The organism is Absiella sp. AM09-50 (assembly GCF_003433845.1).
Taxonomy (GTDB): Bacteria; Bacillota_I; Bacilli_A; order Erysipelotrichales; family Erysipelotrichaceae; genus Hoskinsella; species Hoskinsella hominis.
In genome coordinates this window covers 76,900-91,745 of the sequence record NZ_QVFI01000007.1, presented here as the reverse complement: position 1 = coordinate 91,745, position 14,846 = coordinate 76,900, and the positions used below count along the sequence as shown (strand labels likewise).

The following is a 14,846-nucleotide window of genomic DNA, read 5'->3' as shown; positions in this document are numbered from 1 at the left end:
GTGTAAGGAAGGGATTACAAAAAATGGAACGATCAACAATCAACCAAAGAGTAGGCGTAGCCATTCATCAGGCATTGAAGAGGCGTGGGATGACACAAGAACAACTTGCATTGTTAATTGGAACTACACAGCGTTCCATTTCGGCATATGTTCGTGGGGAACAGCAGCCTTCTTTAGAAACATTGGTTATGATTTGCCAAGTGCTGGATTTAAATTTAAATCAGGTATTGCGTATGAATGAAACTTATTATCCATATCGCATTTTAGAAAAAGATGAAGAAAAAGATTTTATGAGTATTTTGGATGAAGTACCTGAAGAAAAAAAAGAAGACTTCACGGCTGTTGTGAAAAGGTTTAAAGACTTAATGAAATAATACACGAGCAAGTGTATTTTTTTTGCTAAGCGACACATAGTATCTATTATAGTGTGATAGACAAATTTCATAAATGCGTTATACTATATTTAGGTTGAAAGGTCGTGAATGTTATGGAACAAAAAATCGTTTTAGAAGTCAATGAGGAAGAGAAAAAAATCATAGAATTATATCGATCATTACCATTGGAAAAACAACAAAAATTTTATCAATTGATGATTTCTTTGGAAAAGTTGATTTTAGGAGAATAAAATTACTTTTATAATTCGTAAAATACTGTTACAATAGAGAAAAGGAGAAAAAGTTGAGGTACACATTATGAATGAAAAAGACGTAATTGAGAATGTCGGCAGATGTGGGAAAATCTGTACGTTCTGCAAGGATGCTGCTTTCTGCCGTGGATGTGGTTCCACAAGCGCAGAATGTGCAAAGCATTTAACACGTGAGGGGTGTTATCAGTATCATTGCAGCAAACAAAAGGGGTTAGCAGGCTGTTGGGAATGCGATGATGCACCATGTGACATGGATGTATTTTCAAAGGATAATAATATCCGATATCGTGCATTTGTAAGATTCGCAAAGTATGAAGGTGTAGAAGAATTAGGAAAGTGCGTTTTTCAGAACATGATCCATGGTATCCGCTATGGGGAGGGCAAGGATTATGATCAGTTTGATTCAGAAGAAAAGGTGGTTCAGCTTCTCACAAAACATTATTTATCTGATGACTGAAAATAGTTTCATAAAAACTGAAAATTTTCAAATTAATGATTGACATTTTTCAGTTTTACGTTTACTATATTAGGTATACAGATAAAATAAATGCTTTGATGGGAAATAGTAAAACAAAAGAACTTGATAGAGAGTCTTTGGCTGGTGGAAAAAGATATGCTTCTTTGTTTGAACACATCCTTGAGCAGTAAAGATGAACCTTAGTAGTCTTTATCGGGGTCCCTGCATCCGTTATCATGCTAGAGTATGTTGGTACTCGAAGAGGTTGGTATCGTGAGATATCAATAAAATAAGGTGGAATCACGTAAGTTAAACTTTCGTCCTTTGGATGAAAGTTTTTTTGTTAAGAAAGAGGTGCGCAAGATGAAAAAATTCAGTATTCCTTCAGGTACAAGAGATTTGATATTAGATGAATGTATGAAAAAAAGAGCTTTACAAAAAGGCATTGAAGAAGTGTTTGACGCATATGGATATGATGAAATTATTACACCATCCATCGAATATTATCAAACATATCAGACAGGTTTTGAACAGTTAAAGGATGAACAGATGTATAAATTCTTTGATCAAGATGGAAAGATATTAACGCTGCGTATGGATATGACAGTGCCAATCGCCCGTGTGTGTGCTTCTAAGTTTAAAGATCAGACACCGCCATTTCGTTTCCGTTATCATGCAAACGTATATAAGGTGAAACAGTCTTTTGCGGGAAAACGCAATGAAGTTACGGATTGTGGGATTGAATTATTAGGTTTACAGGATAAAGAAAGTGATCTTGAAATTTTAATGTGTGCTTTAGAAGTTATGGAAACGATGAAACAAAGCTCTTATACGCTGGAAATTGGAAATGTGAATTTCTTCCATAGTGCATGTGATGAATTGCAGTTAGATAAAGAGGAAGTTGAAATTTTGGCAGATTTAATCGATCGTAAGAGTATGATAGAATTAAAAGATTATTTATCAAAATTGAAATTAGATGAAGATAAACAACAGTTTTTCTTACAGCTGCCATGGCTTTGCGGTGATATAAAGGTATTAGACGATGCTTTGACTTATTGTTTCAATGATCAGTTAAAGGATATCGTATACCAGTTGAAACAGCTGATGAGTGATTTAACCGCATTGGGATATGGAAAACATATTACATTTGATTTAGGGAAAGTACCACATTTAAACTATTATAGTGGATTATTATTTGAAGGCTTTGTGGAAGGTATTGGAACCAGCGTATTAAGCGGTGGCCGCTATGATCATCTATTAGAAAAATTTGGCAAGCCAATGCCAGCCATTGGGTTCTCAGTAAAACTGGATTATCTTTTAGAGGTATATGAACTGACATGTGAAACAAAAAAGACAATACAGATACTTTATCCATTGTCTAAGCAGTTGGAAGCTTTACAGAAAGCAAAAACATTACGTAAAGATTATCGTGTGGAATTATTGCCACAAGAGCGAGAAGATATAGAAGTGAAGGAGGTTATGGCATGAGTATATCATTTGCACTTACCAAAGGCCGTTTAGAAAAAGAAACAGTGAAGATGCTGGAAAAAAGTGGTTATGGCATAGAAAACCTAAAAGATAAAGGAAGAGCACTTGTATTTCCTGATACCAAAAAAGACATTCGTTATTTCTTAGTAAAGGCGAATGATTGTATTACCTATGTACAACATGGGGTTGCGGATATTGGTGTTGTAGGTAAAGATACTTTATTAGAAGGCGATAAAGATTATTATGAAATGCTAGACTTAGGGATAGGCAAATGTAAATTTATTGTCGCAGGACTTCCTGAAAATAATTTATTCGATAAAGTAGGACATGTGAAAATTGGTACGAAATATCCTAATATCGCAAAGGCTTATTTTTTAGAAAAAGGTATGGATGTAGAATTGATCAAAATTGATGGGTCTGTGGAATTGGCGCCTATTTTAGGCTTATGTGATGGCATTGTGGATATCATGGAAACAGGCACAACCTTGAAGGAAAATGGTCTGGTTGTATTTGATACTGTATGTGATATTTCTGCCAGAGTCATTGTGAATAAAGCAAGCTTTAAACTAAAGAAAGACGAAATTACACAGATCTTGAATGATTTGAAATCAGTGATGGAGGATTAACATATGTTAAGTGAAATCAAAAAGGAAAACAGTGAAGAATTAAAAGCATATCTGGAAAGCCGTAATGAGGAAATAAGCAGTGATATCATTGTGACTGTATCAAAAATATTAGAAGATGTTAGAAAGCGAAAAGATGAAGCGGTTATTGCATATACAGAAAAATTTGATGGAATCCGATTAGAAAACTATTGTGTAAGTGAAGCAGAAATAGATGAGGCAGCATCACATTGTGATCCGTTTTTTATGGAAAGCATGCAGAAGGCAAAGAAAAATATTGAATTTTTCCACAATGCGCAGAAACAGAATGGATATTTGCTACAGAAGGAAAAAGGTATTTATTTAGGACAGCGTGTACTTCCATTAGACAGTGTTGGTATTTATGTACCAGGTGGTCGTGCGCAATATCCAAGCAGTGTTTTAATGAATGCGATTCCAGCAAAAGTAGCCGGAGTAAAACGTATTGTAATGATTACACCGCCAAGTAAAGAAGGCTCTTTACACCCTAATATTGCATATGCCGCAAAACTTGCGGGTATTGATGAGATTTATAAAGTAGGTGGTGCACAGGGAATTGGGGCATTGGCTTATGGTACCCAAACTCTGCCACCGGTGGATAAAATTGTGGGACCAGGAAACATTTTTGTGGCAGCTGCCAAAAAATTGGTGTTTGGAAAAGTAGATATTGATATGATTGCCGGACCAAGTGAAATTCTAGTTGTCGCAGATGAAAATGCTAATCCTGCTTATGTCGCAAGTGATTTATTATCTCAGGCAGAACATGATCCAATGGCCAGCGCAATCTTATTGACAACTTCTGTTTCCTTATTGGATGCGGTTAATGAAGAGTTAAGAAAACAAACAGATGTATTGCCAAAGAAAGCCATTGTGGAAGAAAGTATGAAGCATTATGGGAAAGCAATTGTATGTGACAGTATTGAAGAATGTGTTAACATCGCTAATCAAATCGCACCAGAGCATTTAGAATTGATGGTAGAAGATCCTATGGCATATTTAGGTCTGGTAAGACATGCAGGCAGTGTGTTTATGGGATATTATACATGTGAAAGTATTGGAGATTATTTTGGCGGTACCAATCATGTATTGCCAACAAGTGGCACAGCACGTTTCTCTAGTGCGTTATCAGTAGATAGTTTTATTAAAAAATCAAGTTTCCTGCATTATACAAAAGAAGCAGTGGACGCATATGGTTCTTACATTGTGGAAATGGGAGAACAGGAAGATTTACAGGCACATGCCAATGCGGTAAAAGTGAGGTTGAAGTAAATGAAAGAAATACAGTCCTATGAAGCACAAAAACAAGAAGGAATTCTGTTAAATGCAAATGAATTATATAAAAACGCAAGTGATGAAATCATTGAAGAAGTCAAAGAAGCACTTTCTGATATCGCCTTCAATCGTTATCCGGATATGGAAAACAAAGAACTGATTCAGGCATATGGCAATGTAATGAATATACAAAGCAATAAAATTCTGGCAGGGAATGGCAGTGATGAAATGCTTGGTCTTTTGATTGGGTATTTCCTTGGGAAAGGAAAACGTTTATATACCCTTGATCCAGATTTCTCCATGTATGATTATTATGCGAGTATGCATGAAGCAGATGTTGTGAAATATACCTGTTTTGAAGATGGCGCATTTGATGTGGATAAGTTTATTCAGGATGGAAAAGAAAAAAGTGTAAATATGATTCTGTTTTCTAATCCCAATAATCCTACAGGGCATGCGATTAATCGTAAAGTCATTGATAAAATCCTGTATGCATTCCCTGATATTCCTGTCATTATTGATGAAGCATATGGAGAATTTGCGAGTGAAAGCATGTTACAGTGTGTGGATCAGTATGAAAACTTATATGTCACAAGAACCTTGTCAAAAGCTTATGGACTTGCGGGTGCCAGATTAGGCTTTTTAATCAGTAATGTAAAGAATATTCAGGAATTAAAGCCTTATGTTGTGCCTTATAATATTTCTTCATTTACACAAAAAATCGGCGTCATTGTTTTACGTCATGCGAAAGAATATCAGCCCATCGTGCGTGATACAATTGAACAGCGTGAAAAGATGTTTCAGAAATTAAAGGATTTAAAGACAGTGCGTTTTTATCCATCTCAGGCAAATTATCTATATGGCAGATGTGCGTGTAAAGATAAATTGCTTCAGGCATTTGAAGAAAAACAGATCGTAATAAGAAATTATAAAGGCAGTGATAGTTTTAGAATCACGATAGGCAGTAAAGAACAAAATAAATTAGTCATGGATGTTTTACTGCAGTTTGATAAGGAGGAACATGTATGCGAAGTGTAAATAAACAACGGGATACCAAAGAAACACAGATTTCCTGTTATGTAAATTTGGATGGGGATGGCACAAATGATATCCATACAGGTGTTGGCTTTTTTGATCATATGCTGACATTGTTTTCCTTTCATTCAGGTATTGATGTAAAATTAAAGGCAAATGGTGATTTGAATGTATGTGATCATCATACAGTAGAAGATTGTGGTATTTTGCTTGGCACATGTGTGAAGGAAGCTTTGCAGGATAAACGTGGCATAGCCCGTTATGGAAACATGATGCTGCCAATGGATGAAACATTATGCAATGTTACTTTAGATATCAGTGGTCGTCCTTATCTGGTATATCATTGTGAATTAAAACGTGATCAAATTGGCAATTTCTCATGTGAAATGGTAGAAGAATTCTTGCGTGCATTTGCATTTGCGGCAGGAATTACATTGCATGTCAATGTGTATTATGGAGTGAATGATCATCACAAAATAGAAGCCATTTTTAAAGCTTTAGGCAGAGCCTTAAAGGCAGCTGTTAAAGTGGAAGGTGACGCACTTCCAAGTACAAAGGGGAAGTTAGAATGATCGCTATTATTGATTATGATATGGGAAATTTGCACAGTGTAGAAAATGCGTTGAAAAAAATAGACTGTGCATGTAAAATTACGAAAGATCCCAAAGATTTAAAACAGGCAGATAAATTGATTCTGCCAGGTGTTGGCGCATTTCCGGATTGTATGAAAAATCTGGAAGAAAGTGGTTTATTGGAAGTTCTTCGTGAAGAGGTACTGGTAAACAAGAAGCCATTGCTGGGTATTTGCCTAGGCATGCAGGCGTTGTTTGAAGAAAGTGAAGAAGGAACACCTACAAAAGGATTAGGATTTCTGAAAGGTAAAATCGTGAAAATGGTGGAGCCTAATGTGAAAATCCCTCATATTGGATGGAACTTATTAGAAAAAAACCAGGATTTCGCCTTATTTGATCAACTGTCATCACAGCCATTTGTTTACTATGTACATTCTTATTATGCACAAGGTTATGAAGAAAGTGATTTAGTGGGATATTCCTGTTATGGAGATTTGAAAATTCCAGGACTGTTACGACATGATAATATTTTAGGAGCACAATTTCATCCTGAGAAAAGTGGCGAGGATGGTTTGGCAATTCTAAGGTATTTTAAGGAGGAATTTGTATGATCATATTACCGGCAATTGATATATTGAATAATGCACCTGTACGTTTATATCAGGGAGATTATGGACAAAGTGAAACCGTTGGAGAAAGTATTTTAGAAATTGCGAAAGTGTTTGAAAAAGAAGGTGCCAGTTATCTTCATATGGTAGATTTAAATGGTGCCAAGGATGGCAAAAAATGTAATGCGCAAGCGATTATTGAAGTTGCCTCTACCATTCATATTCCTGTGGAAGTCGGTGGTGGCATCCGTTCTATGGAAGATGTGGATTTTTATCTTAGTAAAGGCGTATCCCGTGTGATTCTAGGGACAGCTGCATTAGAAGATGAAACATTTATAAAAGCTGCGCTCGACAAGTATAAAGAAAAAATCGCAGTAGGTATTGATTGTAAAGATGGCTTTGTATGTGGTCATGGATGGCTTTCAGAAAGTAAATGGCAATATATCGATTTTGCGAAGAAAATGGAAGCTATGGGAGTGAAAACAATTATCGTGACAGATATTAGTAAAGATGGAACGATGATGGGACCTAATGTTGAGATGCTGGCAGAATTAAAGAAAAATGTTTCCATGCAGATAGTTGCCAGTGGTGGTATCAAGGATATCACCCATATTAAGGCTTTAAAAGATCTGGATATTTATGGAGCAATCACCGGTAAAGCAATGTATGCGAAAACCTTATCTCTTCCAGAAGCAATTGCTTTATGTAAGGAGGACTAAGATATGCACACAAAAAGAATCATTCCATGTCTGGATGTAAAAGATGGACGTGTGGTCAAAGGCATTAACTTTGTTGGTTTAAAAGAAGTTGGCGATCCTGTAGAATTAGCCAGAACCTATTATGAACAAGGGGCTGATGAGCTTGTGTTTCTGGATATCACCGCAACAAATGAACAGCGGGATACCATGGAACAAGTGGTTGAAAGAGTCGCCAGAGAGATTTTTATTCCTTTTACCGTAGGTGGAGGCATTCGCAGTGTTGATGATATCCGTAAAATGCTTCGTGCTGGCGCAGATAAAGTCAGCTTAAACAGTGCAGCTGTAAAAAATCCTGATTTAATCAAAGAAGGTGCTGCCATGTTTGGCAATCAGTGTATTGTCTTAGCGGTTGATGGAAGAATGCGACAAGATCAAAGTGGCTGGAATGTCGTGATCAATGGTGGTCGTATAGATACAGGCATGGATTTGTTGGAATGGGTAAAACAGGCCGTATCACTTGGTGCTGGTGAAATCCTATTAACAAGCATGGACGCTGATGGTACGAAACAAGGCTTTGATATACCTTTATGCAAGGCAGTGCGTGAAATCGTTGATGTACCAGTCATTGCCAGTGGCGGTTGTGGTGCACTGGAACACTTTGCGAAAGCCTTTGAAGAAGAAGCATGTGATGCGGCACTCGCTGCTAGTATGTTTCATTATGGAGAAGTTACAATTCCACAAGTTAAGGAATATTTGAAAAAGAAAGGAATTCCTGTACGTATATGATAAAGCTTGATTTTGAAAAAGGGAATGGCTTGTTGCCAGTAGTAGTGCAGGATGTTCATACAAAAGAAGTATTGATGCTTGCCTATATGAATGAAGAAAGTCTGAATAAAACCATAGAAACAAAAGTAGCGACCTATTACAGCAGAAGCCGCCAGGCACTTTGGGTCAAGGGAGAAACAAGTGGACACTATCAGTATGTAAAAGATATTCGTATCGATTGTGATGAAGATACCATTTTATTACTGGTGGAACAAGTTGGTGCAGCCTGCCATACAGGACACTACAGTTGTTTTTATCGCAATATAGAAGGAGAAGAAAAATGAAAGAATTAGATGTATTATATGAAACGGTAATTGATCGTAAAGCCAATGGAGAAGAAGGAAGCTATACTTCTTATCTTTTCAATAAAGGTTTAGATAAAATATTAAAAAAAGTGGGAGAAGAGTGTACAGAGGTTGTCATTGCCTCCTTATCACAAAGTAAAGAAGAGCTTGTAGGTGAAATCGGAGATTTGATGTATCATTTAATCGTGTTGATGGTAGAAAAAGGCATCACATTAGATGATGTAAATGCAGAACTGGAAAAACGTTCTCAAAAAACACATAATCTGAAAGCAGAAAGAAAACCAATCGAACATTTATAGAAAAGGAAACGCATGTGCGTTTCCTTATTTATAATACGATATCTTTTCAGGATCAAAACGATCAACTTTTGGCTTTACTTCATCACCATAACCAACAGCCACAACACCAATAGGAATCAAATGATCCTCTATATGGAAATAGTTTCTAAAGTTTTCTATACGCTCAGTTCTTGGACCAATAGCACACCAGCATGTGCCAAGTCCCTGATGTACAGCTTCAATCAACATGTTTTCAATGGCTGCCGCAGCATTAACATATAGATACTCTTCTGGTTCAATATCTCGTTTATCACCTAATACCATGATGGCACATGGTGCAGTTTTCATCATTCCAGTATAGGGGGATAATGTTTGCATATGATCTAAAGCCTCCCGGTTTTCAATCACCATGAATCGCCAGCTTTGGGTGTTTCTGGCTGTTGGTGCATTCATGGCAGCACGTAACAACTCCATGATTTTTTCTTCCTCGACCGGTTTGTCTAAATACTTACGAATACTTTGACGTTCATATAATTCTTTCAACATTTTGCTCACCTCTTTTCTAAGTATAACACGAACAGGAAAAAAGCGTATTGGATATGAATAGGAAAAATAAAACTTCTTTTCTATAAACACAGAAAAATGGCACAAAATATGATATGATAAAAAAAGATAAACAGGAGGACTTACATATGAATATAAAAATAGAAAACTGGAAACTGCTGGTTTTGTCAGTATTCTACATCATCTTTGGCATACTATCTTATACAATTGAGAAGGTTGAATTTCTAAATTTCTTTAAAATTGCTGGAATCGTCATTATATTAATTGGCCTGTTTCAGATTCTAGTATATTTCTTTAAGAAAGAATACTTAAAACCAAATGAATTCAGCTTTGCGACAGGTATTTTATACTGTATGGCAGGATTGATTGTCACCTTTAAGCCAGAAGTCATTGTGGACAATTATCCACTTGTATTAAGTGGACTTGTTGTATTAGATTCCACTCTTCGTTTACAATACTCCATGAATTTATTTCGTCTGCAGGAAAGTCAGTGGAAAATCAATATTGGTGCCGCCATTGTGCCTTTAATCATTGGCATGGTGATTATCCTTGTGCCTTTTGATGAAAATACCCTGCACAATCTGTTTAGTTTCTTATTGATTCTGGATGCTATCGCCAACTTCTATACGATCTTGTATTATAAACGCATCGTTCGTAAATATGGTACAAGAGGAGAAAGCATGCTGGATTTTGGGGAAGAAAAAAAGCATGATAAGATCGAAGAAATGGATGTTATCGTTCCAACAGAAGAAGAGTAAAAGAAAATGTATGCGTGATAGTCGCGCATACATTTTTTTAATGGAACATATCTTTTCGTTTGAATATAATAGTTGCGATGATACAGGCAATGACAGCCACTAGTGTAGGAAACCACCATTCAGGGATAGGAAGTCCACTAACATTCATACCATAGAAACTGAAGATAATATTTGGAATAGACATTACAATGGTGATAACTGTCAATACCTTCATAACAATATTTAAATTGTTACTAATAACAGATGCATAAGCATCCATTGTTCCAGATAGGATATTACTATAAATGTTACACATTTCAATTGCCTGATGAATTTCAATCATAACATCTTCTAAAATATCCTGATCATCTTCATATAACTTGATTTGTTTGCCACGCATGATCTTGTTTAAAGTAACTTCATCTGTCTTTAAGGATGTGGAGAAATATACCAATGACTTCTCTAATCCTAACATCTGAATCAACTCTTTATTTTTCATAGATTGATGTAAACGCATTTCTGTTCGTGAGGATACACGATCAATCTGTTTCAGATACATCAGGAAACGCTGTGAGATACGTAACAGCAATAAGAATAAAAAGCGTGTTTTCATATCTGTATGCATACCTTTAATTCTTCCACTTGCCATATCTTCAATATTGAAGTTTTCGTGAAGGCAAATTGTAACAATATATCCCTTCATGATGACAACACCAAGTGGCAGGGTCGTATAAAGTAATGTATTCTCATCCATATTTTCATCATCTTCTGCACTAGGGTAGTCGACAATGACAAGTGTTTGTCCTTCATCTTCATCATGGTCAATATGAGAGCTTTCTTCCTCATCCAGACTCGCTTTGATAAACTCTGGCAATACACCAATCTGATTTGTTAAAAATTCGATTTCTTCCTGTGTAGGAGAAATTGCGCTGATCCAGCATCCTGTTTCCGGCTGGTCGATTTTTCTTGTGCCATTCTCAAATGTTTTGTAGTATTCTAACATGGTGCCCTCCTTATAACAGGAGTACATTTATGCCTCCTGTATTTTCTCTATTACATTGATGATATGGACTTTCCGGCTCTGGAGACATAAACTTCACCATCCTTTTTTCGCTCATTTATTATATCATGAGAAAGATTTAAAAATAAAGATAAATTTACAAGAAAGGAAGCAAATTCATGCTTCCTGTTCCACATATTCCATAAATTGATTTTTTCCACAGTTTTTTGCCTGATATAAAGCGGTATCCGCATGATGAATCATTTCTTTTAAGGATTGTATACATTCTATACTTAAACACGTATAACCAGCAGAAATATGAAGCTTTTGCGGCAGCTTTTCTAATGCGATAAATATTTCTGTAAGATAACAGCTGATATCATCTTTGCTTTTATTGACGAACATACATAAAAATTCATCTCCACCAAAGCGATAGATTGTAATATTATCATCTGCGAAGGATTGTAAAATATCCGCCATTTTCCGTATGATTTGATCGCCAAACAAATGTCCATAGGTATCATTATATTCTTTGAAATTATCAATATCGCACATGGCAATACCAATGGATTGTATACTTTCAAGCTGCATCATTTCTTCGATATCAATCTGAAACCGCTGACGGTTGCGCAGTTTAGTGACTTCATCATAGCTTGCCTGTTGTTTCAATATCTGATTTTGTGCCAGTAGTTCATAGTATTGAAGTTTTTCTTCATATCGATGGGAAATCTGTGCATCTTTTTTTATCATGAGCTTTCTTGAAAGGTGTACGTAATCCTGATACAACATGCTTTGATCATAGGCACAGGGAAATGTTTCAGAATAAGATATGACATAATCCTGAATCTTTAACAGCTGCTGGATTTGATCATGTTCGCCATTTTCACATAACAGCATCAAAATCTGTTTGGCATGTTTTTGATCTTTGATTTGCAAAGCAACCTGATATAGTTCTTCTAACATCCAATATGTGGAAGCATCACACATCGGCTTCTTCAGAAATGATTCTAACTGCATAAAGGGAAGCTTATTTCTACAAGCATATAAATAAAGGATATCCAAATACGCATGAATAAAAGATGAGAATTGTGGAAAACTGCAATGTTCATCATAAAACTGTATCGCAAAAAGGGGATCACTTTTGGTATAAAGTGTAAAAAGATGTGCCATTAACAAGGGATAAATTCGTTCGTTTTTATCCATCAACTGCATAGAGCGTTCATAAAAATCTTTGGCTTTACAATCTTTTCGCTTATCAAATATGGTTGCTATATCATATAAAATACGTGCTTCACTTTCCACATCCTGCAGCTTTTTCGCTATCATGAGCGCTTTACAATCATACTCCAGTGCTTCTTCTTCATCCAAATAGAAAAGCCCGCACAATTGATGATTGATCAGCAATAGGGCAGGCTCGTCAAGATGAATGGCGTATTGCGTGGCATATGCTTTGTAGTATCTTGCATCTACAGTATCTTTTTTGATAATACTACAGGCGAATAAACGTTGATACGCATATGCCTGTTGTATAACATCCTCATGCTCCAGTGCTGTTTTTAAATCAGAAGATGCTTTTTGCTTTTCTTTTTCGATATCCAAAGATACATCTATAATACGTTTGATACAGACGTGAAGTTCTTTGATTTCCATATGCATAACACTCCCTGTATGTACAAAGTATAGCCAGTGAATACAAAATAATTTGTCGAATTTTGTCAATCAGAAGAAATTTTAATAATAAATAGATTCTTTTACCTTTTGCGCAGCCTGTGGACCATTAATTTTTTCAATGATCGCAAATGCGAAATCAATGACTGCCGCAGCACTTCTTCCTGTGATGATATTGTGATCAGTAACCGTATATTCATCCACATACGTACCGCCAAAGTCTTCATTCATACTGGTAAAGCAGGTATAGCGTTTTCCTTTTAATAGACCATGACGACCTAAAATGGTAGGTGCAGCGCAAATTGCCGCAATGAATTTATTTTGACTTGCGAAATGATCAATTATAGCCATCACTCGTGCATCAGCTTCTAACTTCTGATAATGAGGCCCTCCTGGTAAAAACAACATGCCATAATCTTCAACATTCGCTTCTACAATATCTTTGATTTCACCCATGTTGATTTGGAAACGGCCGGTTGCCTGTTTTGCATCTAACGCATAAACATCAATAGTAATACCTGCACGTCTTAATAAAGCAATCGTACCAACTGCTTCTAATTCTTCAAAACCATCTGTTAATACACATAATACCTTCATAATATGCTCCTCCTTGTTTCATACAACGATATTATATCACTTTTCTTTTTATCACTCATTATTTTATATATATGATGAATAGAATAGTAGCATGCAGGGAGCGTGGAGAAATGGATAAACTTATGCGATTAAATACCGCATTGAATCATCTTGTTTGGGGAAAATATATGATTTTCTTATTATTGTTTTGTGGTTTCTGGCTTTTTATACGGACAGGTTTTTTACCTCTTCGTCATGGAATTTTGATTATGAAAAAGACGATAGGTTCTTTATTTCATAAGGATGAAAAGAAAGGAATCACACCTTTTCAGGCGGTATCGACAGCACTTGCCGGTACACTTGGTGTTGGCAGTGTCATTGGCGTAACGACCGCAATCACACTGGGTGGTCCAGGGGCAATTCTTTGGATGTGTGTAAGTGCTTTTTTTGGTATGATGAGTAAATATGGGGAAGTCGTATTGGCGATACATTATCGTAATCATAGCGATGAAGGTTATCTTGGCGGCCCTATGACAACATTGGAAAATGGGATGCATAGTAAAGTGTTGGGAGTAATCTTTGCGTTATTATGTATCTTTGCATCCTTTGGTATCGGTAATGTAACACCTGCCAATACCATTGCTGCAACGATTCAGACCTATATTCATGTACCACCTTTGATAATTGGCATGATACTGGCTTTGGGCATTGGCATGATTTTAATAGGAAAATCCAAAGGGATTATGAAATTTAATGAAATCATTGTGCCTTTTGTCAGTGTCTTATATCTAGGCGCATGTATCTATCTCATTATTTTACATGCGGACCAATTGGGACATGTATTTGAAATTGTTTTAAAAGATGCATTTGATCTATCTAGTGTGAGTGGTGGAATTGGAGGTTTTCTAACAAGTCGTGCCATTCATTATGGAATATCACGAGGTGTATTCAGTAATGAGGCAGGTATGGGAAGTTCACCAATTTCACATGCCAGTGTTGATGATGCTAATGCCGTGGAACAGGGCTTTTGGGGAATCTTTGAAGTGTTTTTTGATACTATGGTCGTATGTGTATTAACAGCTCTTGTCGTGTTAAGTAGTGGGTTGTTGAGTGATGGAATGGATGGGGCTGCTTTAACAATTGCCTGTTTTGAACAAGGCTTTGGAAAAGCTGGTGGTATCATCTTTGCGTTTTCTATCATCGCATTTGCGATACCCTCCATTCTAGGATGGTATTATTATGCCAGTGAATGTATTCGCTATTTATTTACCTCTAAGTGGGTTATACACATATATAATGGGATATTTTTAATTCTTTTGGTACAGGGATGCTGTATGCAGTTATCGAATGTATGGGAGATTGCGGATACCCTGAATGGGTGTATGGCAATACCAAATCTGATTTCTCTTTTATTTTTAACAGAAACTGTGGTAAAATTAACGAAAGAGTATCTAAAAGAAATTAGGAGTGATTAGA

At 36.2% G+C, this 14,846-nt stretch carries 19 protein-coding genes and 1 other annotated feature; of the genes, 15 read left to right on the top strand and 4 right to left on the bottom strand.

Annotation, left to right across the window (positions count from 1 at the left end):
• The first annotated feature begins 23 nt into the window (after positions 1 to 23).
• The 13 genes from DW114_RS08440 to hisE all read left to right on the top strand — a co-directional run bounded on the left by DW114_RS08440 (position 24) and on the right by hisE (position 8,846).
• A complete protein-coding gene (locus DW114_RS08440; protein ID WP_117453335.1) occupies positions 24 to 374 on the top strand; it encodes a helix-turn-helix domain-containing protein in 351 nt (116 codons plus the stop codon).
• A 113-nt stretch (positions 375 to 487) separates the two neighbouring features.
• Positions 488 to 625 (top strand): hypothetical protein, encoded by a 138-nt coding sequence (locus tag DW114_RS21245; RefSeq protein WP_158552217.1) that lies wholly within the window; start codon positions 488 to 490, stop codon positions 623 to 625.
• A 67-nt stretch (positions 626 to 692) separates the two neighbouring features.
• On the top strand, positions 693 to 1,103 hold the full coding sequence (locus tag DW114_RS08435) for a DUF3795 domain-containing protein (protein WP_117453334.1): 411 nt from the start codon (positions 693 to 695) through the stop codon (positions 1,101 to 1,103).
• A gap of 86 nt (positions 1,104 to 1,189) precedes the next feature.
• Positions 1,190 to 1,431 (top strand) — a binding site (T-box leader).
• 35 nt (positions 1,432 to 1,466) lie between these two features.
• A complete protein-coding gene (gene hisZ / locus DW114_RS08430) occupies positions 1,467 to 2,591 on the top strand; it encodes an ATP phosphoribosyltransferase regulatory subunit (RefSeq protein WP_117453333.1) in 1,125 nt (374 codons plus the stop codon).
• A complete protein-coding gene (hisG, locus tag DW114_RS08425) occupies positions 2,588 to 3,217 on the top strand; it encodes an ATP phosphoribosyltransferase (RefSeq protein WP_117453332.1) in 630 nt (209 codons plus the stop codon). The genes hisZ and hisG overlap by 4 nt, the downstream gene beginning before the upstream one ends.
• 3 nt (positions 3,218 to 3,220) lie before the next feature.
• Entirely contained in the window at positions 3,221 to 4,501 is a 1,281-nt protein-coding gene (gene hisD, locus DW114_RS08420) for a histidinol dehydrogenase (RefSeq protein WP_117453331.1), read from the top strand.
• Positions 4,502 to 5,542 carry a histidinol-phosphate transaminase gene (gene hisC, locus DW114_RS08415; RefSeq protein WP_117453330.1) on the top strand — a complete coding sequence of 347 codons (1,041 nt, stop codon included), beginning with the start codon at positions 4,502 to 4,504 and terminating at the stop codon, positions 5,540 to 5,542.
• Positions 5,530 to 6,111: an imidazoleglycerol-phosphate dehydratase HisB gene (hisB, locus tag DW114_RS08410; RefSeq protein WP_117453329.1), complete on the top strand. Its 582-nt coding sequence runs from the start codon at positions 5,530 to 5,532 to the stop codon at positions 6,109 to 6,111. The genes hisC and hisB overlap by 13 nt, the downstream gene beginning before the upstream one ends.
• Complete coding sequence (gene hisH, locus DW114_RS08405; protein WP_117453328.1) at positions 6,108 to 6,722, top strand: imidazole glycerol phosphate synthase subunit HisH; 615 nt, start codon at positions 6,108 to 6,110, stop codon at positions 6,720 to 6,722. Before hisB ends, hisH begins: the two co-directional genes overlap by 4 nt.
• Positions 6,719 to 7,438: a 1-(5-phosphoribosyl)-5-[(5-phosphoribosylamino)methylideneamino]imidazole-4-carboxamide isomerase gene (hisA, locus tag DW114_RS08400; RefSeq protein ID WP_117453327.1), complete on the top strand. Its 720-nt coding sequence runs from the start codon at positions 6,719 to 6,721 to the stop codon at positions 7,436 to 7,438. Before hisH ends, hisA begins: the two co-directional genes overlap by 4 nt.
• Before the next feature lie 3 nt (positions 7,439 to 7,441).
• Positions 7,442 to 8,203: an imidazole glycerol phosphate synthase subunit HisF gene (gene hisF, locus DW114_RS08395; RefSeq protein ID WP_117453326.1), complete on the top strand. Its 762-nt coding sequence runs from the start codon at positions 7,442 to 7,444 to the stop codon at positions 8,201 to 8,203.
• The gene (gene hisI / locus DW114_RS08390; RefSeq protein ID WP_117453325.1) at positions 8,200 to 8,526 is read left to right on the top strand and encodes a phosphoribosyl-AMP cyclohydrolase; all 327 of its coding nucleotides are present in this window, start codon (positions 8,200 to 8,202) and stop codon (positions 8,524 to 8,526) included. The genes hisF and hisI overlap by 4 nt, the downstream gene beginning before the upstream one ends.
• The gene (gene hisE, locus DW114_RS08385) at positions 8,523 to 8,846 is read left to right on the top strand and encodes a phosphoribosyl-ATP diphosphatase (protein WP_117453324.1); all 324 of its coding nucleotides are present in this window, start codon (positions 8,523 to 8,525) and stop codon (positions 8,844 to 8,846) included. Before hisI ends, hisE begins: the two co-directional genes overlap by 4 nt.
• Positions 8,847 to 8,870: 24 nt before the next feature.
• Here the strand turns inward: hisE and DW114_RS08380 are convergent, their stop codons facing one another.
• Positions 8,871 to 9,371 carry a nitroreductase family protein gene (locus DW114_RS08380; protein WP_117453323.1) on the bottom strand — a complete coding sequence of 167 codons (501 nt, stop codon included), beginning with the start codon at positions 9,369 to 9,371 and terminating at the stop codon, positions 8,871 to 8,873.
• A 146-nt stretch (positions 9,372 to 9,517) separates the two neighbouring features.
• Between DW114_RS08380 and DW114_RS08375 the strand changes: the two genes are divergently transcribed.
• The gene (locus DW114_RS08375) at positions 9,518 to 10,147 is read left to right on the top strand and encodes a DUF308 domain-containing protein (RefSeq protein WP_117453322.1); all 630 of its coding nucleotides are present in this window, start codon (positions 9,518 to 9,520) and stop codon (positions 10,145 to 10,147) included.
• Between the two features lie 37 nt (positions 10,148 to 10,184).
• Here the strand turns inward: DW114_RS08375 and DW114_RS08370 are convergent, their stop codons facing one another.
• The 3 genes from DW114_RS08370 to DW114_RS08360 form a co-directional block, all read right to left on the bottom strand.
• Positions 10,185 to 11,129 carry a magnesium transporter CorA family protein gene (locus DW114_RS08370; protein ID WP_117453321.1) on the bottom strand — a complete coding sequence of 315 codons (945 nt, stop codon included), beginning with the start codon at positions 11,127 to 11,129 and terminating at the stop codon, positions 10,185 to 10,187.
• Between the two features lie 174 nt (positions 11,130 to 11,303).
• A complete protein-coding gene (locus tag DW114_RS08365) occupies positions 11,304 to 12,776 on the bottom strand; it encodes a GGDEF domain-containing protein (protein ID WP_158552218.1) in 1,473 nt (490 codons plus the stop codon).
• A gap of 81 nt (positions 12,777 to 12,857) precedes the next feature.
• Positions 12,858 to 13,391, bottom strand: a complete 534-nt coding sequence (locus DW114_RS08360; RefSeq protein WP_117453319.1) for a DJ-1/PfpI family protein — start codon at positions 13,389 to 13,391, stop codon at positions 12,858 to 12,860.
• Positions 13,392 to 13,501: 110 nt separating this feature from the next.
• Here DW114_RS08360 and DW114_RS08355 point away from each other — a divergent pair, with 110 nt between their 5' ends.
• On the top strand, positions 13,502 to 14,845 hold the full coding sequence (locus DW114_RS08355) for an alanine/glycine:cation symporter family protein (protein ID WP_117453318.1): 1,344 nt from the start codon (positions 13,502 to 13,504) through the stop codon (positions 14,843 to 14,845).
• Position 14,846: the final 1 nt, after the last annotated feature.